This is a genomic window from Afipia dichlorophenoxyacetatis, from assembly GCF_055386385.1.
This window is the reverse complement of sequence record NZ_AP029250.1, coordinates 2,306,226-2,325,427: the sequence shown is the minus strand read 5'-3', so window position 1 is coordinate 2,325,427 and position 19,202 is coordinate 2,306,226. Positions and strand designations below refer to the sequence as shown.

The following is a 19,202-nucleotide window of genomic DNA, read 5'->3' as shown; positions in this document are numbered from 1 at the left end:
GTGTGGCGACGCTGCATAACCCATTTGCGTCATGCCGGCTGGGCGGTCGCCAGTTCAAGGGAGTGAGGGGCGGCCCGTCCGCGCCTCACCAGTTGTAACGCACCACGCCCTTGCCGGCGTAGCTGCGCGTCACGTCGGAGAACTCGCCTTCGAACGTTGCAGCCACTGACCAGCCGTTCATCCAACGCACTTCGGCGGATGCAGTTGTGAGTGCAGTGTCGGACGCGAGTGCTGCGCCGTTCACCACGAACGATGCGCCGGGCAGCGTCTGGAACGTCGCCGTCACTGCACTGTTCGGATTGAAGTCATGCGCCCATGCCGCACGGCCCCGCAGTGTCAGCACCGCGCCATCGAGCGCGTAGGATTTATCCGTACGTAGACCGAGTTCAGTGCGCGATGCTGTCGTGGTGTCTCCACCGTAGTTCAGTGCAAACGTGCTCGCGCCGGAGATCGCGCGTTCAGCGTACGATGGAAGCTCGAACGCAGTGATCTGTGCGGCTGCGTATGGCGACACACCAAGCCCACCGAACCACGGCGTCAAGAAGCGATGACCCAACTCAAGACGGCCTGAGTAAGCATTGGCATTGAAGTTGGCACGCAGATGATCGACGCCCGCGATGCTGACGTAGCGATCGGTGGTGACATCCTGCCAGCCGTAAGCGACCGATGCGGTTACATACGTCGCATCGAAATTGTGCCGCACGAACGCACCGGCCTGGAACATATCCGAGCGGCCCGAGCCACCGTTCGCAACGCTGAAGTTGCTGCCGCCACCTGCGAGCGCGAAGCCTGCGACGGTGTCCGGCGAGAACCAGTAATCCGCACCAGCCACGCCACCGTAGACGCTGCTGGTCGTGTTGTTCGAACCAACAACTGCATTGCCATCCGTCGTCTGCGAACCGCCATAACCTGCGGCCCACACGTTCCAGCGTTGCGCGAACGCGGCAGGCGGCGCCTTGGTGAAGGCCGCAAATGCATCGTTCGGATTCTTCGACTTGGCGCGGCCCGCATACGCCATGCTCTCGCTCTCATCGGCGAACGCGGTTGGACCATTGTTCGGCACGCCACGTCCCGCCGAGAACGGATCGGTGATCAGGCCCATGAAAAGATTCATCGCTTGGAATGTCGTCTGCTGCGCACCGGTACCGAGTTCGCCGGAGGCTTGCGAGAGATTCTGCGGAATGTTGCCGCCGAAAATTGCGCCGAGCCCGTTGATGTTGGCGCCGGAATTGAAGGCGGTGTCGAGCGTGTGCGCAACCCGCTGCTGATTGCCGTTCAGCTCGGCGATCTGCCCGAGCTGCGATGTCAGCGTCAGCAACACGTCATTGCTGGTATAGCTGAGCGCGCCGCCAATGCCGGTCGGCATCACCAGTGTGTCGAAGGTCGAGCCGTTCAATCCGCCCTGCGCGGACAGGATCGTATAGGGCGAGTTGAAGCGGTAGCTGCCGGTCGGTGACGTGACCCGCACCAAACCGGTCAGATCGGCTTCACCGCTGCCCAAGCCGCCGGCGACGACGTTGACGCGGTCGCTGCTCGTGCCTGACACCTTCACGGCGTAAGTGGCGCAGTCGCAGAACACAACGCGATCCATGATGGTCAGCGTACCGGTGCCGTTGAGCGGGCCCGGCGCCAGCGTCGCGCCAGTGTCAAGCAGCGTGAACGGCACAACGCCGGTGCCTGACAACGTGCCACCGGGATTGACGAGCATCAGGCTGGCCGACGACAGATCGCCATTCACCACCAGAGTGCCGCCATTGACGTTTACATCGCCGGTAAAGGTGGTGGTGCCGGTCAGCGTCCACACCGAGCTGTCGATCTTGTTGAAAGTACCGAAGCCGCGATACTGCACGGTGTCGCCGAGCGTGCTGACATCGAACGCCGCAGCGCCAGTGCCGCCGAGCTGGAACGTATCGCTGCCGGTGCCGAGCACGTTGCCGTTGATGACCGAGCCCTGCGCCAGCGTCAGCGTATTGCCGGTGCCGCTGAACTTGATCGCGGAGCCACCGCTGCTCGGGGAGCCGCCGTTGATGGTGCCGGCATTGAAGATCGAAGACCCACCGCCGAGGGCGAAAATTCCCACAAAGCCCGTGATGCTGGCGCCGGCATTGTTGGTCACCATCGCACTGGCGGCCTTAATGCCGAAGCCGGCGGCGGTAATGCTGCCGAAATTGGTGACATTGGCAGAGCCTGCGTTGGCAACGATTCCGTAGTTATCGCCCGTGATGATGGCATGGGCATTATTGATCACCGTCGCATCGGCGCCGGCGGAAATGGCGGCGGAGGCTATGGCCGTGCTGGTGATGGTGCCGGAATTGGTGACATTGACAGAGTTGGCGATAATGCCGTTATTGCCGCCAGTGATGCTGCCGCCGGCAGTGTTGGTCACCGTCGCGTTGGTGTTGGCATAAATGCCGTTGGTGCCGCCGGAGACGCTGCCGGAATTGGTGACGTTGGCAGAGCCAGTGTTGGCGACGATTCCGTATTGTCCCCCCGTGATGCTGGCGCCGGCAGCGTTGATCACCGTCGCGTCGGTGTTGGCGGAAATGCCGGTGTCGGCGGTGCCGGTAATGCTGCCCGAATTGGTGACATTGGCAAAGCCATTGACACCGTAAATTCCGGTCTGCCCCCCCGCGATGGTGCCACCGGCGTTGTTGGTCACTGTCGCATTGGTTAGAGCGATAATGCCGTAGTCGCTGGTGCCGGTGATGGTGCCGGAATTGGTGACGTCGGCGAAGCCACTGATACCGTAAATTCCGTTCTGCCCCCCCACAATGGTGCCACCGGCCTTGTTGGTCACCGTTGCGTTGGTGCCGGCGGAAATGCCGGAGTTGTTGGTGCCGGTGATGCGGCCGGAGTTAGTGATATTGGCAAAGCCGTTGTTGGCGATGATTCCGGTGTCGCCGCCCGTGATGATGCCGCCCGCGGTGTTGGTCACCGTCGCGTTGGTTCCGGCGGAAATGCCGTAGGCGAAGCCGCCGACGATGCTTCCGGAGTTAGTGACATTGGCAAAGCCAGTGTTGGCAACGATTCCGGTGTCGCCGCCCGCGATGGTGCCGGAGTTGGTGACATCGGCAAAGCCGGTAACGGCCAAGATACCGCCAGTGCCGCCCGTGATGGCGCCGCCGGCAGTGTTGATCACCGTCGCATTGGTGCCGGCGAAAATGCCGAACTGGGCACTGCCTGCGATCGAGCCGGAATTGAAGACATCGGCAAAGCCAGTGACGGCGGAAATTCCGATGGCGCCGCCCGCGACGGTGCCGCCGGCATTGTTGATCACCGTCGCGTCGCCAAGATAGATGCCAACATCACTTCCTGTGACCGTATTGGTGGCGCCGCTGGCGACGTTGACGGTCACGCCGGTTTCAACTCCAGCGCCGTAGCCCGCGATAATACCGCCGCCGCCGCCCTGATCGATGGTGACGCCCGTACAGGTCGCCGTCACGCCGTTGGCGGCAGCGGGCGTGCAATCGGCCCACGCCGGCGCCGCAAACAACACACCGGACAGCGCGAGGCCGAACGTCCCGGCGCAGAGACGCACCACCGCGGTGCGGCCTAAAAGGGATTGAACCGAAAATCCAAACCGCCGGGCTCGAACCTGCCCGGTCTTACCACTTCCAAACGTCACCGTGCCCCCCGGCGATTCACAACTTGCAGGTGTTTTCGTACCCCATTTGGAGCAGACGGAACCACGGCCGGAGGGCCTCGTGTGGCGTTATTTTGGACAGATCAGCGAGATTGCGGACACGTGTGCCTGTGGTGCAACAATCGATTGAACCGCGAGGGTTAACAACCGGCCAACGCCGGGATTGACGGCATTCAAATGCCGAGCACCTCGCGCGCAGCAAAAGGCATTAGGCCGGCCCGCCGGGGGGGGCCTCACCAGTTGTAACGCACGACGCCCTTGCCGGCATAACTGCGGGTCACATTCGAGAACTCGCCCTCGAACGTGCCGGCAACGGACCAGCCGTTCATCCAGCGTACTTCGGCGGATGCTGTTGTCAGCGCGGAGTCGGATGCGAGCGCAGCACCATTCACCACGAACGATGCGCCGGGCAGCGTCTGGAATGTCGCCCCGATCGTACGATCCGGATTGAAATCGTGCGCCCACGCCGCACGGCCGCGCAGCGTCAACACGGCACCATCGAGTGCGTAGGATTTGTCTGAACGCAGACCAAGTTCGGTGCGTGATGACGTGGTGGTGTCTCCACCGTAGTTGAGTGCAAACGTACTCGCCCCGGAGAGCGCGCGCTCGGCATAGGACGGAAGCTCGAACGCCGTGATCTGTGCGGCGGCGTATGGCGAGACGCCAAGTCCGCCGAACCACGGCGTCAGGAAACGATGGCCCAACTCAAGGCGGCCTGAATAGGCATTGGCGTTGAAGTTGGCGCGCAGATGATCGACACCCGCGACCGAGACATAGCGATCGGTGGTGACATCCTGCCAGCCGTAAGCGACGGATGCAGTCACATACGTCGCATCGAAATTGTGACGCACGAACGCACCGGCCTGGAACATATCCGAGCGGCCCGAACCTCCGTTCGCAACGCTGAAGTTGCTGCCGCCGCCTGCAAGTGCAAAGCCAGCGACGGTGTCGGGCGAGAACCAGTAGTCCGCACCGGCCACGCCGCCATAGACACTGCTGGTCGTGTTATTTGAACCAACGGCGGCATTACCATCGGTGGTCTGCGAACCACCGTAGCCTGCCGCCCACACATTCCAGCGTTGTGCGAATACGGCAGGCGGTGCCTTGGTGAAGGCCGCAAACGCATCGTTCGGATTCTTCGCCTTCGCCCGGCCTGCATAAGCCATGCTCTCTTCATCGGCGAATGCCGTCGGACCGTTGTTCGGCACACCCCGTCCCGCCGAGAACGGATCGGTGATCAGGCCCATGAACAGATTCATCGCCTGATACGTCGTCTGCTGCGTACTCGTACCGAGCTCGCCGGAGGCTTGCGTCAAACCGTTTGGCGTCAACGCGCCGAACGCCATCGGGATGTTGCCCGTGCTGTTGAAGAAATTGATCGCGGCGTTGGCGACATTGCGCTGATTGGTGTTCACGCCGTTCTGCGACGGCGCCGACGGCGGAAGAATGTTGAGCGCCAGATCGAGGAAGACCTTGGTGTTGGTTGGATCGTAGCTGAGCGAGGTCTTGAAGCCGGACGGCAGATTGAGGTTGTCCACCACAGGGTTGAACGTGCCGGTGATGCTGCCTGCAGTCAGGATCGTGTATCGCTTCTGAATATAGCCGCCGACAGTCGCAAAGGTTGTCCCCATTGTCGCGCCGCCCAGCGACGCATTGCCGGTGACGTTGGCGAAGCTCGATGTGGTTGGATCGAGATTTACGACATAGAGCGCACCTGATGCGAGCGCGAGACTTGCGACTGTCATTGACGAGCCCGGCGTGAAATTGCCGGGGGAGAAGACACCGCCCGCATTGATCTGAACGGCGCCAAGCGTACCGGCGCCAAACAACGACGCGCCGCCACTCACCGTGGTCAGCGTCGCGGAGGCAAGCGAGCCGTTCACGGCCAGAGCGCCGCCATTTATTGTGATGTCGCCTGCATAGTTGCTGGTGCCGGTCACGCTCCAGGTCGAGGTGCCGGTCTTCTCAAAATGCGCGAAGCCCTGATAGGTCTCGCTGCCGCCGGTGCTTGAGGCGAGGCTCGATGCATCGAAGCTGCCATTGGTCGTACCACCCAGCCGGAATGTGCCGTTGCCGGTCCGATCGAGCACGGTGCCGGTCACGCTTGCGCCGGCCCACATTTCATAGACGTTGGTGCCGCTGGTGAACGTCACGGCGTTGGCCGTTTGCGACACGCCGGCATAGGCACCGCCGCTGATGTGGCCTTTGTTGACGATGGTGAGGTCCGCGCCGAACATGCCATCGCCGCCGGCCGCAACAAATCCAGAGCCACTTGCACCGGCATCGCCACCAATCACCGCCGCGCCGCTGTTGACGGTAACAGTGCCGCCGGTGGCCACAAAGATGCCGGCTGCGCCTTGACCGTTGAAGCCAACACCTAGCGCAGCGCCGCCAGCACCGCCCGTCACCGTGCCATTCACCGTCACAGTGCCGCTGGCGCCCATGACAATGCCCCGCTCGCCATTGCCGGCGCGGCCGTCGGTCGTCGCGCCACCGGCGCCACCCGTCGCATTGTTCACGATGAGATCGCCGCCGCCAATCATTTCAATGGCTATTCCGCCGCTGCCGCCGAAGGCCCCCGCACTGCCAGAACCGCTCACGCCACCGGCGCCACCGTTCACCGCGCCGTTCACCGTTACGGTGCCGCTGTGGGCCATGAAGATGCCGGCGCCGCCCGCGCCGCCCGTCCCGCCCAACCCACCGTCGCCGCCGCTGCCGCCCACGATAGTGTTGCCGCTCGCCACCGTAACAGCGCCACCCGCGTTCATCGCAATGCCGATGCCACCGGCACCGCCGCTACCAGCGGTGCCGACAGCCGCTGTATCCCCGCCGTCGCCGCCGTTACCGCCTTTGAGCATGAGGCCATCAAAGACAACGGTGCCGTCCGCGTTCATGACGACGCCCGCTCCGCCGGCACCACCAAAGCCGAGACCGGTGCCGTCACCGCCCTTCCCGCCGTCCCCGCCCGTGACCGCGAAGTGCAAGGTGAGGCCGCCACCGCTGTTCATGAAGATGGCATCACCACCGTTGCCGCCACCGCCGCCGCTGATCACTCCGTTGCCGCCGTCACCGCCGCGTCCACCGGTCGCGTTCGAGTTGAACTCCAGTGTCGAATTGCCGGTCGCATAAAATCCGATGCCCCCGGACCCGCCCCAGCCGCCGCCGGAATTGGTGGCGGTCGTGTCGCCGCCCTTGCCGCCATTGCCGCCGGTGGGATCCAGCGCGGTCAAAAGGTTATTATCGGAGCCATTGAGGACGAGACCATAGCCACCGGCGCCACCACCGCCGCCCGCTGAGTCGAACCCACCAGCGAAACCATTACCGCCGTTGCCGCCGTTGCCGCCGGTATAGACTCCAACACCTGGAATGCTGGTGAAGACACCGCCATGGGCGCCACCGCCGCCGCCGCCTGCGCTGAGGCTGCTCCCCAGAGCTGCGCCTCCGTCGACTGCATCGACGGGCACGGGACTCGGGGTACCTCCGGCCCCGCCACCGCCGCCACTCGCGCCGCCGGGGCCGCCGGTCGAGCCTGCACCACCACCGCCACCGCCGCCGGGAGCCGTTGAGCCGGGGTCACTAGCCGGGCCCGTGGGGTTATCTGTGCCACCCGGACCAACCTGACCGCTGACCTCACCGCCGACACCGCCGTCGGCCAACGCGGGCGTTGCGAGCAAGGCGCTTGTCAGCGCGAGGCCAAGCACACCAGCGCAGCACAAGCGCAAGAGCGCGGTGCTGCTGAGCCGCGATTGTGTTGAAGAGACGCGACGGTGGACAACAGTTTTGAAAGCTTGATCAGCAGTGCTCATTTGCGAGCCTCACCAGTTGTAGCGCACGACGCCCTTTCCGGCGTAGCTGCGCGTCACGTCAGAAAATTCGCCTTCGAACGTCGCGGCCACCGACCAGCCATTGAGCCAGCGCACTTCGGCAGACGCCGTCGTGAGTGCAGAATCCGATGCGAGCGCCGCGCCATTCACGATGAATGAAGCGCCGGGCAGCGTCTGGAATGTCGCCCCGATCGTGCGATCCGGATTGAAGTCATGCGCCCACGCGGCGCGGCCGCGTAGTGTGAGAACTGCGCCATCGAGCGCATAGGACTTGTCTGTCCGCAGACCCAACTCTGTGCGTGATGACGTTGCAGTGTCGGCGCCGTAGTTCAGCGCGAACGTGCTCGCGCCCGAGATCGCGCGCTCGGCATACGACGGCAGCTCGAACGCCGTGATCTGTGCCGCTGCGTATGGCGAGACACCGAGCCCGCCGAACCATGGCGTCAGGAAACGATGACCCAACTCAAGACGGCCTGAATAAGCGTTCGCGTTGAAGTTCGCGCGCAGATGATCGACACCCGCAACGCTAACGTAACGGTCGGTGGTGACATCCTGCCAGCCGTAAGCGACAGCAGCGGTGAGATACGTTGCATCGAAGTTGTGCCGCACGAACGCACCGGCCTGGAACATGTCCGAACGGCCCGAACCACCATTCGCAACGCTGAAGTTCGAACCACCGCCCGCAAGTGCGAAGCCTGCGACTGTGTCAGGCGAGAACCAGTAATCCGCGCCGGCCGCGCCACCATAGACAGCGCTGGTCGTATTGTTCGAACCAGTGACAGCATTGCCGTCGGTGGTCTGCGAACCGCCATAACCCGCGGCCCACACATTCCAGCGTTGAGCGAATGCAGCAGGCGGAGCTTTCGTGTACGCCGCAAACGCGTCGTTCGGATTCTTCGACTTCGCGCGGCCTGCATACGCCATGCTCTCGCTCTCATCCGCGAACGCTGTCGGCCCATTGTTCGGCACGCCCCGCCCCGCCGAGAACGGATCGGTGATCAGGCCCATGAACAGGTTCATCGCCTGATACGTCGTCTGCTGCGTGCCGGTGCCGAGTTCGCCGGAGACTTGCGTCAAGCCCTGCGGCGTCAGCGTGGCAAAGCTCAGCGGGATGCCGCCCGTCGTATTGAAGAAGTTCGTCAATGCGTTGCCGACGCCCTGCTGATTTTGCGTGAGGCCACCAGGCACAGCGAAGGCGATCTGGGTGTTGAGATAGACATTGTTCTGGTCGTAGCTCAGGCTTTGCGTAATGGTCGACGGCAGATTGTTGCTGACCGGCCCGTTGAACGTGTCGGTGAGCGGGTTGCCGGCGGTGAGGATGGTGTATTGCTTCGCCAGATAGCTACCCGGCGCGTAGGACGTCTGCACGGTCGCGCCATTGAGCGTCGCGGTGCCGGTGACGTTGACGCGGTCGGCATTGGATGGCGACACCTCGACCATGTAGCTCGCTGCCGCCGTGAACGACAGATTGCCGTTGACCGTCAGCAAGCCGATCGAGTTACCCGGCGCAAGTGTACCGCCATTGATACTGGTGTTGCCGACAAAGCCGTTGCCGCCCAGCGTGCCGCCCGCGTTCACGGTGACGCCGCTGGATGATGTGATATCGCCGTTCACCGCAAGCGTGCCGCCATCGACGATGGTTGCGCCGGTGTAAGTGCTGGTGCCGGTCAGGTTGAGACGGCCGGTGCCGGTCTTGGTGAAGCCACCGCTGCCGGTGATCACGCCGGAGAATGTGGTCGATGTGTTGTCGCCGCCCGCGGTCAGCGTCCCGATGCCCATATCCACCTGGCCCGCGCCGGCCAGCGAGCCGATGGTGCCATCGGAATTATTCAATTCAAGAAACGCACCTGTTGCAACGGTGAACGCGCTGTTAGGGGACAAGCCCGTTCCCGGTGCTCTGGTCAGCACGCCCGCTTCGATGGTCGTGGCGCCGGAATAGGTATTATTGCCCGCAAGCGTCAACAATCCCGCGCCGTTCTTGGTCAGGCCGCCCGCGCCGGTGAGCCCGCCACCCAGCGTCAGGTTTTGGGAGCCGAGCAGCGTCAGGGTCGAATTCAGAGTGATGTTGTTGGAAAGGGTCGCCGCGGTGGTGGTGTCGAGCGTCGCAGCATTGTTGACCGTCAGCGCACCGATCCCGAGCGCCCCGGCGTTGGCAAGGAGCAGTCCGCCGCCGTTGAGCGATATGCCACCGCCGAATGTGTTCGCGCCGGACAGTGTCTCGATGCCCGCGCCCTGCTTCACGAGGTGACCCGAGCCCGAGACCGTGCCTGCGAATGCCTGGTTGGTCCCGTCCCCGAAGGTCAACGTATTAGCGCCGAGCGACACAGTTGTGCCTGCGACACCAGAGAGAGCGCCGATCGTCTGGTTCGTCAATGTGCTGCCGCTGATATCGAAACCGGCACCACCGTTGTTGAGGCTCACAGCGACGGTCGGCGCAAACTTGCCTGCCCCGGAGAGCTCGAGTGTGCCGACATTGATTGTCACGGCGCCTGTGAAGGAGTTCGCGCCGGTGAATGTCTGGGTGTTGGGGCCGTTCTTGATGATTCCGCCGCTGCCCGCGATGTCGCCGCCGAATGTGCCCGGCGCGTTCCCATCGAACGTCAGCGTATTGGTGCCCATGTAGACCCTGCCGCTGCCTGTCAGCGTGCCGAAGGTCTGCGTGCCGTTGCCCGCCGACAGATCGAAGGTTGCGCCGGTCGCGACATTGACGGTGCCATTCACATAAAGGCTTGCCCCGGCTCCGAGTGCGAGCGTGCCCGCGTTGATGTTCGTACCGCCGGTGTAGGTGTTGGTGCCGTTCAGTGTCAGCGTCGCCAGACCGTCTTTCGTCACGCCACCGGTGCCGGACATCGAACCGTTCAGTGTAAGATCGTTCGAGCCCGCCACCGTGAGGTTCGCGTTCAGCACGATATTGTTGGCCAGCGTCGTTGAAGTGCTGCTGTCCAGCGTCGCGGCGCCACCGACCGTCAGCGTGCCCGTGCCGAGCGCCGTGTTGTTGCCGACCACGAGACCGCCGGCGTTGAGCGACGTGCCGCCCGCATAGGTGTTGTTGCCGGACAGCGTGATTGTCGAGCTACTGTCCTTGATCACTGCGCCGGTGCCGGTGATCGCGTTGGCGACGGTCGTATCGTTGCCGGTTTGGTCAAAGGTCAGCGTACCCGTGACGTCAATGTTGCCGCTCAATCCGGATGTGCCGCCGAGGAAGCGCAGCGTGTTGAATCCGCCCGTAAAAGTGATGGCGTTGGCTTGCGTGCCGTCGCCATTCAATCCGCCGGCGATGCTGCCTCCGTTGACGACCGTCATGCTCGCGCCGGTGATGCCCGCGCCGCCCGCCCCTGAGGCTCCGGGAGTGGAGCCGGCACCGCCGACACCACCATCACCGCCCTTCACCGAGCCATCCACCTCAACGGTGCCGCCGCCAGTCATCACAATGCCCGCGCCACCATTTCCACCGTTGCCGCCCGACGAAGCGGATCCAGTGGCCGCACCACCATCACCGCCGCGGCCGCCCTTCACATTCGCATTCGAATCGATCGTCAAATTCGCGGGGGTGGTGAACGCATTCAGCCCCACGCCGCCGGACCCGCCATTGCCACCCGAGGAATTGTCGGCTGACGTGCTGCCGCCCTTGCCGCCGTCGCCGCCGGTGGCATCGACAGACAAGGACCCCGTCCAGCCCGCCGCGTTGGTGATAACCGCACCGGAGCCACCAGCCCCACCGCCGCCGCCATTGCTCTGATTGTTCGCGGTACTGTTGCCGCCGTCACCGCCCTTGCCGCCGAGGGCCGCCGCACCCGGAACGTTGCCGACCGAGTCATCACCGCCAGGGCCTCCGCCGCCTCCGTCAACGGTGTCGGTGCCTGAATTTGCTCCATTGGCGCCGGGGGCACCAGCGGCGAACGCGGGTGTGGCAACCATTACGCCGGAGACAGCGAGGCTCAGAAGCGCGACGCGACCTGCTCGCATCAGCGCGGTGCTGCTCAACAGCGATTGCCTTGAAAATACGGACCACCGGGCTTGGACCTGCCCGGTCTTTTCACTTCCAAACGTCATTTGCGACGACTTCCCGGCGATTCCAAAACTATGTCCGATTTCGTACCCCATTTGAGGGACATCGAACCACCGCCATGCCGCCCCGTGGGGCGTTATTTGGGCCGGGAGGAACAGATTGCCGGGCCGTGTGGTCCCCGCGCAACAAGAAATTGCAGCCGGATTTATGACAACTGGATAACGTGTCCCGGGATGGGGCGGTGGAATGCGGGGATACTCTGTATAAGTGCGTGAAGAACGCTCTTCTTGAACCGCTTCCGCGCCATCCGCGTCAAATGCCTGCCCCTTCCCGCTTAAGGCATGACCATGACGCTGTCGCTGAACATCACGCCTTTGATCCCGTATCTCGTTCTGAGCTGGGTTGGCGCCGCCATCATCTCGGTGGCCGGACTGGCGATTGCTGAGAGAAAGGGCCGTCTGCCGGACCGCCCCATTCTGTGCACGGCCTTGCAATTCATCGACATCGGCAGCTTTTTTACGGTTGGTATCCTCGCTTCCGAAGCCCACAATCAGGGGCTCATTCCGTTGTGGTTGTTTATTGTGCTCCCGTTCCTGACGAAGGCGATCTTCTTCCTCGTGTGGAAGGTAAGTTCGTGCGCTGACTATGATGCGGTGTGAACGCAGTCTCCACTCAATTGACGATTGCGAATAATCGCTGACCTGACCTAAGTTGCCGCCATTCTTGGCGGGGCGAAAAATTGATCAGTCGCAGAGCAGACATTGACGGTCTCAGGGCAATTGCTGTCACCAGTGTCTTGTTGTTTCACGCCAAATTCCAGACGTTCAAAGGCGGCTTCGTCGGCGTCGACGTGTTCTTCGTCATTAGCGGCTTTGTGATAACGCAAACGATCCTCCGCGACATCGAGGACAATCGTTTCACCTTTTTGAACTTCTACGCCAGGCGCGCCAGACGCCTCCTGCCCGCGCTCGCTATCGTTCTCATTGCAACACTCGTCGCCGGCTGGTTTTTGCTCTGGCCTATCGATTATTACGAGCTAGCCAAGCAGGCGATTGCCGGCACATTGTTCGTCCCGAATTTTCTGTTCTGGAAAGAGGCAGGTTATTTCGACGTCTCCGCAGACACAAAGCCGCTCTTGCATTTGTGGTCCCTCGGAATCGAAGAGCAGTTCTACTTCGTGTGGCCAATTGTCGTTGTTCAATTGGCTCGGCACCGCCGCGTGCTGCTTACCTTTTTAGCGATCACGAGCGCGGCATCGTTCCTGCTTTGCATTTACCTCACCAAGGTTGCCCCAACAGCGGCGTTTTATTCTCCCCTGACGAGATTTTGGGAATTATCTCTCGGTGGCTCCATCGCCATCGTTGGGCTGCGGACGATGCCCGCGCAGATACGCTCGGCGATATTTGTCATTGGCCTTGTCGCAATCGGCTACGCTGTCTTTGCGTTCGACCCAAGAGGCCGCTTTCCGGGATATCAGGCCGCGCTTCCAACGTTGGGAGCTGCAGCGATCATTTGCACGGGATACAGGACGCCCATCGCACAATGGACGCTCTCTCTGAGACCCGTCGTCTACATCGGCCTGATCAGCTACCCGCTGTATTTGTGGCATTGGCCGATCCTGACGTTTGCGAAGATTGCCCGATTGGATGTCCCGCCGGTTATCTCACTGCTGTTGAGCGTTATCCTCGCGGCGGCAACTTATGAACTTGTTGAAAAACGAGTCCAGCGCCTCAAGCCGCTCGCGATCTGGAAACCCCTTTGGGCTTCCATGGCAGCCATTTCCGCGGCTTCTCTCGCTATCATGACGAGTGACGGGCTTTCTAGTCGCTACCCGGACGACGTGAACGCTATTCTAAAAATGGCGCAATACGACTACGGCCAGGGCGCCAGGCTGCACACATGCTGGCGAGAACCTGCAAAAGACTCTTCGGATTTTCCGCTCGAATGCTCGGCCCCGAACCAGCCGGGAGCTATTCTATTGGTCGGCGATTCCCATGCAGGTCGGCTTTATTCGGGCCTCAAGTCGGCCTTCGGCGACAAGCCAATTTGGCAAATTACGATGTCAAGTTGCATGCCTGCAGCTCAAGCGCCGGACTGTGTGGCGACCGCAGATTACGCTTTCAAGATCGCGGCGGAACAGGCGCCGCAGTACGTGATCTTGTTCGCGGCGTGGCCGAACTACACAAAGGACTGGAGTGAAACGACGCAGGAGAGCAAGGCGCTTTCATCGGCCATCGAAAAATTCAGCCGCACGGGCGCTCGCGTTATTGTGCTCGGCCCTGCCCCGATCTGGCAACCTACACTTCCTATCGTCGCATATGACCTCAAGATAAACTCAGGACATGTCCCGCCGCGTGACAAAACTGTTGCGCCTTTCGTCAGCACCATTGACCAGCGAATCAAGGCTATCGCGAAACGCCAGGGGGCCGAGTTCTTCTCGGTCAACGATGCTTTGTGCAACGACGAAGGTTGCCTTGTTTCCGTTCCGGGAAAGCCTGGAGAGCTAACGACCTGGGACTATGGTCATCTGACGACTGCCAGCGCAGAATTTGTCTCTCAGCGCCTCGCGCAAGCTTTGGGTGTTAATTCGGCGTCAGCTGTACCTGAGTGATGTCCTCACTCACCTCCATGGTGTGCGGACATTGCGAGCGCCTTGGTCATTGGATAACCGGAGCTCGTTCCAAACCCGCCGACCGGCGCTCCGTTTTCGACGTAGCCGTTCGATAAGTAAAATCGGCGCGCGGTCTCGGTGCTCGTTAAATGACACCGATGATTGCCGCGTGCGGCGGCTCGTACTTCGAGGGCTCGCAGCAAGGCACGGCTCACGCCCTGAAAACGCGCATCCGGCGACACGTAGTTAAGCCCGATCATGCCTGCATCGGTGACTGATCCGACCGCCAGAATGGTCTGATTTGCGACAGCCACAAGTATTGAATTATCGGGTTGGTTGACCCAGGCGCGGAAATTCTCGTGGGTCTTGTTGCCCAACCATTGCGCCAGGATGGCGGAGTCGTTTCGATGGTCGGCAACGCAAAGCTCGGCTATCGATCGTTTCAAGACGATACAAGCAGCCGGCGCATCCTCTGGCGAAGCATCTCGTATTTGCATCCGCCGATTTTGGCATTGAGCCAACACCGGAACAATAGGCACCCTCTTCTTTCCCGCCATTGTATCGTGACCAGATATTGAGGCGACACTCGGCCGGATGAGGATTGACGCGGGCGCAATCCGCGCAACATAGTTGGCTGCGTGAGTAAGGACTCTGACACGATGGACAGCCAGCAGACACAGTGGACCGATCCCGGCGCGTATCTGGCGCAGTTGAAGGAATTGCCGTCCGAGCCTGTGGCGCTTGCGGACGCGATCGAAGAGTTCGTGATCCATCATGCCGTAGCGCGGCAGATCGGCTTTCCGGTGCCGGACTACGCGGAAAGCGATCGCAGCCTGCGCCGCTCGTCATTGCTGCTTGAGACGCTCATTCAACCGGACCCGCGCCCGCTCACCATCCATCGCGACCTTCCCGACTATCTCTACGTCACCTGCCGCGACTTCGCCCTGCTCGCGATCAGCGCGCTGCGTGCACACAGCATTCCGGCGCGGCTGCGCGCGGGCTTCGCGAGCTACTTCAGCAAAGGCCAATGGGAAGATCACTACGTCTGCGAATATCAACGCGACGGACAGTGGGTCATGCTCGATGCGCAGCTCGGCCGGCGGGCGCGCGAAGGCATGCGCATCACGTTCGACATCGCCAACGTGCCTTCAACCGGCTTTCGATCCGCGGCATCGATGTGGCGCGCGGTGCGCAAGGGCGAGATCGATGCCGCAACCTGCGGCCTGACCTATGCAGATATCGTCGGCGAATGGTGGATTGCGTCGAGCGTGATCCGCGATGCGGCTTCGCTTGCGGGCACGGAATGCCTGCCGTGGGATGACTGGGGTCCTGCGATAGCTTTTCGCGCGACGCGCAGCGTGACGGACGAGCAAGCACGCGACATCGATGCGCTGGCCCAAGTGCTCGATCCCGCCCCGTCCGACAGACACGCTGCACAAACGATCCTCGCGCAATTTCCGTGGGCGGCACCGCCGAAGGATGCTTTCGCGTCATCGTGATGCGCACCTGATCAGCGTTTCCGTTCAATCCTTTGCAGTTCCAGCACGGACGCATGATGTTCGATGTCGGCAGGTCTGCATTTGGAAGCGGCTTCGTGAAGGTATCTTGCAGCGTCTGTCTTCGCACCGGCACGAAGCTTCAGCATCCCGATATAGAAGTTAGCTTGGCAAGTATGGAGCGTTCTCACGTTGACATCCGATTGGTCTGCCGCGGCCAAAACCGCTGCTGGAGTCAAATCTCCCATATAGAGTTTGACGATGGGTCCAGGCCACTTTGTCATATCGAATTTTTCTGATCTTCGCGCAAGACTGCTTCGAATGCCGTTGCGGTCACCAATAATGTCGAGCCACAAAGCAGTCGTGGGATCTTCAGGAGAAATCTCAGCTGCTTGGCTGATGTCCGCCAGGGCTTTTGCCAGATCGTCCCGATACAGCTCGATCATGGCGCGATTACCCCACGCGTCCGGTGTTCTCGCGTTCCGCCTGATCGCCTCATTGTAATCTGCCAGCGCGTGGTCGAAGTCACCTGTATTGTAATAGACCCATCCGCGGGCGTTATAGGGCCTATCCAAATCTTTTGCGGCCGTGCGTTTAATTTCCGCCGTGCAGTCTGCGATCGCTCCCTCTGTCACGTCTTCGTAACAGGCGCTGGCCGGAGCTGGTGCCAACTCCAACTGCTTACTCGGTTTGGAGGCTGCAAACTTGGTCATTGCTGCATGGAGGCCCTGAGGAGACGGCTCAGCCAATGCGGCGACGGGTATCGAAGCAGCCCCAATCAAAAAGACAATGCCCATCATTTTCATTGAAACAGCAATCGGTGTCGTGATCGGAGAGTTCATTCTCGCTTTCCTAATATTCCGACTTTTTGCACGTCAGCGACAACTTCTGGCGCTTGAGGGTCTATCCTCCCCGAGAGAATCTCGCGGTCATGGATAAATCCAACTGGGAGCGAGATTTACTTTATGTCTGATGCGACCTGAACCTTCACCATCTTGTCGGGATCTACAGCCGGTTCGCCGCGCTTGATTTTATCGACCACGTCCATTCCGGATACCACTTCGCCGACCACGGTATATTGTCCGTTCAGTTGCGGGATATCGGCCAACATGATGAAGAACTGAGCATTCGCACTGTCGACGGATAGCTGGTTGTGGGCCATGCCGACAACGCCACGTTTAAAAGAAACCTTGGAAAATTCCTGCTTCAGATCTGGATATTTGGACCTGCCTGAGCCGTCGAATTTTTGGCCGTCGCCGGTCTGCGCCATGAAGCCGTCGATGACGCGATGGAACGGCACGTTGTTGTAATAGCCATCGCGCGCGAGCTGCTTGATTTGCTCGGCATGTTTTGGCGCAATGTCGGGACGTAGCCTGATGACGATGCGGCCCTTATTGGTGTCGATGACAATTGAATTTGCCTTGTCAAGACCAGCGGGCAGCGACTGCCCCAGCGCGGGAACGAGAAAGAGGACTGCGGCAACAAATGCGACGATTCGAATCATGGATTGATCCTGTCTGAAGAACGTGCGGAGCATGCGCATGCCGGCAGCGCAATCGATGTCGTGATCGGAGAGTTCATTCTCGCTCTCCTCTAATATTCCGATTTTTTGCACGTCAGCGGCGACTGCTTGCCATTTTCCCGGATTATATCGGTTGTCGCCCGGCAGACCGACGGGGTCGCGTCATTGCAGTACCTCATCAGTTCAGGTACCGGCAGATCATCGTCATCATGCACGCCGTACGCGATCCACAGAGCAAATTTAGCACACGAGTTATTTCGAAGCGCTGTCGCTCGGTCCACGGCACCATCATCCGTGCCCCACACGGGACCGACAAAAAAAGCACCCACCAGCAACGGCATCAATAAAAATCTGATCATAACAGCTCCCATACTCTCACTTGTCTGACGTCTGCGGCAAAATCAGCGGCACCGAAGCTGCTGCATTGCTTCCGCAGTTGAACGGTGTGCTTGCGAATTTCTCAAAGACAACCTGTGATGCTGCTTCACAGACACCTTTGACCGGATGACTGTCGCATGTCCGAACCAAAGCAGCAGCCAAGGGCGAAAGCGGCTTAGACGTGCTGCTTGAGTAGCTGTCTTGGACTTGCTTCATCGCGTCGAGACATGACTGATCGGCGTCGGAGAATTTGCTGGTTCTTGCTTCAGACGCCGAGACGGACGTCGAACCTAAAATCATCATGGCAAACGCAAGACGTCTCAACATTGGAGATCTTTCGGCACAGCGTTCAATTGCAGTTCAACCCGGCGGGTATCTCCGACGACAGCGAGCGGCATCGTTTCTCACTCCGTTTACAGCTCGTCTCGACCAATGTGACTGTGAACCATGCACATCGCCCCGCATCGTCTATTAATCAAGTTGGATGCTGGCGGGGCTTGCCGAACCGACCGGCCACGCTGAGGTGCCTGCGAATTGTCACAAGCCATCGCCGCAAAAGGGACATTAGGCCATTGCCACCCAAACATCTGACCGTCCGCTGTTGAACAGAGCCTCATCAAGCGGGAGTCCGCCACGGCGGTGGTTTGAGGTGAACTCTGTACGTTTTCCATCCCCTTCTTGGCCTGAAGCCGATCTTCTTTCCGGATCGTTGAAGCGGCATCCTGCGACGCACGTCGCGCCTCTTTGGACGGAATAGCCTCGTTGACGGCAGAGTAAGAAACAAGAAACGCAGCGGCTACGATCGAGGACGTCAGCACTCCTAATGTTGCATTCAGGAGCGGCATTTTCCGTCCCCTTTGTTGCAGGTCAGGCCGACGTCGCGTTTGTCTTCGGACGAAATATCTTCGCGGCCACAGCGCCCAACGCGAAACCAACGATCAGCCCAATCACCCACGCAAACTGGCTGTCAAGCGCAACGCTGTATCGTGCACCGGTGCTGACGCCCCCGTATGGATGGGCGACTTCGAATGAGACGAAAGAAATGATCCCGCTCAGGACGGCGGTTATGAGAAACGCAAGCGCATGTCGCTTTGGCGTTGCAGACTTGCGCAGCACAAGGAAGGAAATGACAAGGGAGACAGCAGTATTGAAAAATATCAACATTCAGGTTTTCCATTCAATGTTGGCCTATGCCGGTAATGGTGCTTTGGTCGCCCCCCGGACCGCCTTCGGGACCGCCGGGCTGATTGATCTGACATTGCACGGTGTTTCCGCCGGGGAAGAACAGGTGGTAGCCGGGACCACATGCTGTTGGACTTGGTGCCGAACTCGACATGATGCACTTCTGTCGCCCGTCATTGGAGCACTTTGTGTTTCCCGGACAGAAGTGCTCTCCATCTGCGCATGCTATTCCGCCGTTTGGGACGCAACCGTGCCCGGCACAGTAAAAACCTGCTCGGCAGCTCGTTCCATCACCGCAATCCGAACTGCCGTTTCGGATGCAACTGTTTTGTGAACCCGGGTGGAAACCGGGATCGCATATCATCACCCGAACAGTCCCCCGCTTCGGGCCGGCCGCCATCAGTGCACCGGACGGCAACGAAAAATACGATGCGGTCAGCATAATGAGCACCAGCGCTCTGCGCGCGATCGTCCCCCGAGACACAGACTTGAATCCTTTGCGCACGCGATTTGAAGCGGACAAGTCGGCCTTCAGTC

Annotated in this window: 12 protein-coding genes; 3 read left to right on the top strand and 9 right to left on the bottom strand. The window is 60.8% G+C overall.

From position 1 onward, the window contains the following. Positions 1 to 85: 85 nt before the first annotated feature. The 3 genes from ACZ5C3_RS10870 to ACZ5C3_RS10860 form a co-directional block, all read right to left on the bottom strand. Positions 86 to 3,625 (bottom strand): autotransporter domain-containing protein, encoded by a 3,540-nt coding sequence (locus tag ACZ5C3_RS10870; RefSeq protein WP_464044702.1) that lies wholly within the window; start codon positions 3,623 to 3,625, stop codon positions 86 to 88. A 251-nt stretch (positions 3,626 to 3,876) separates the two neighbouring features. Then, positions 3,877 to 7,449, bottom strand: coding sequence for an autotransporter domain-containing protein (locus ACZ5C3_RS10865; protein ID WP_464037578.1), 3,573 nt, complete (start codon positions 7,447 to 7,449; stop codon positions 3,877 to 3,879). A gap of 9 nt (positions 7,450 to 7,458) precedes the next feature. Continuing rightward, positions 7,459 to 11,451 (bottom strand): autotransporter outer membrane beta-barrel domain-containing protein, encoded by a 3,993-nt coding sequence (locus tag ACZ5C3_RS10860; RefSeq protein WP_464044701.1) that lies wholly within the window; start codon positions 11,449 to 11,451, stop codon positions 7,459 to 7,461. A gap of 372 nt (positions 11,452 to 11,823) precedes the next feature. Here ACZ5C3_RS10860 and ACZ5C3_RS10855 point away from each other — a divergent pair, with 372 nt between their 5' ends. Further along, a complete protein-coding gene (locus ACZ5C3_RS10855; RefSeq protein ID WP_464037574.1) occupies positions 11,824 to 12,135 on the top strand; it encodes a hypothetical protein in 312 nt (103 codons plus the stop codon). Positions 12,136 to 12,215: 80 nt separating this feature from the next. Further along, positions 12,216 to 14,087 carry an acyltransferase family protein gene (locus tag ACZ5C3_RS10850; RefSeq protein ID WP_464037572.1) on the top strand — a complete coding sequence of 624 codons (1,872 nt, stop codon included), beginning with the start codon at positions 12,216 to 12,218 and terminating at the stop codon, positions 14,085 to 14,087. 5 nt (positions 14,088 to 14,092) lie between these two features. Here the strand turns inward: ACZ5C3_RS10850 and ACZ5C3_RS10845 are convergent, their stop codons facing one another. Continuing rightward, positions 14,093 to 14,533 (bottom strand): GNAT family N-acetyltransferase, encoded by a 441-nt coding sequence (locus tag ACZ5C3_RS10845; RefSeq protein WP_464037570.1) that lies wholly within the window; start codon positions 14,531 to 14,533, stop codon positions 14,093 to 14,095. Positions 14,534 to 14,746: 213 nt separating this feature from the next. Between ACZ5C3_RS10845 and ACZ5C3_RS10840 the strand changes: the two genes are divergently transcribed. Beyond that, positions 14,747 to 15,586 (top strand): transglutaminase-like domain-containing protein, encoded by an 840-nt coding sequence (locus ACZ5C3_RS10840; RefSeq protein ID WP_464037568.1) that lies wholly within the window; start codon positions 14,747 to 14,749, stop codon positions 15,584 to 15,586. 11 nt (positions 15,587 to 15,597) lie between these two features. On the opposite strand, the gene ACZ5C3_RS10835 is transcribed toward ACZ5C3_RS10840, so the two are convergent. The 5 genes from ACZ5C3_RS10835 to ACZ5C3_RS10815 form a co-directional block, all read right to left on the bottom strand. Beyond that, on the bottom strand, positions 15,598 to 16,425 hold the full coding sequence (locus tag ACZ5C3_RS10835; RefSeq protein ID WP_464037566.1) for a tetratricopeptide repeat protein: 828 nt from the start codon (positions 16,423 to 16,425) through the stop codon (positions 15,598 to 15,600). A gap of 116 nt (positions 16,426 to 16,541) precedes the next feature. Continuing rightward, positions 16,542 to 17,087, bottom strand: coding sequence for a peptidylprolyl isomerase (locus ACZ5C3_RS10830; protein WP_464044700.1), 546 nt, complete (start codon positions 17,085 to 17,087; stop codon positions 16,542 to 16,544). Between the two features lie 89 nt (positions 17,088 to 17,176). Beyond that, on the bottom strand, positions 17,177 to 17,464 hold the full coding sequence (locus ACZ5C3_RS10825; protein WP_464037562.1) for a hypothetical protein: 288 nt from the start codon (positions 17,462 to 17,464) through the stop codon (positions 17,177 to 17,179). 886 nt (positions 17,465 to 18,350) lie between these two features. Beyond that, positions 18,351 to 18,647 carry a hypothetical protein gene (locus ACZ5C3_RS10820; RefSeq protein ID WP_464037560.1) on the bottom strand — a complete coding sequence of 99 codons (297 nt, stop codon included), beginning with the start codon at positions 18,645 to 18,647 and terminating at the stop codon, positions 18,351 to 18,353. Between the two features lie 13 nt (positions 18,648 to 18,660). Continuing rightward, positions 18,661 to 18,819: a hypothetical protein gene (locus ACZ5C3_RS10815; protein ID WP_464044699.1), complete on the bottom strand. Its 159-nt coding sequence runs from the start codon at positions 18,817 to 18,819 to the stop codon at positions 18,661 to 18,663. Positions 18,820 to 19,202 lie beyond the last annotated feature (383 nt).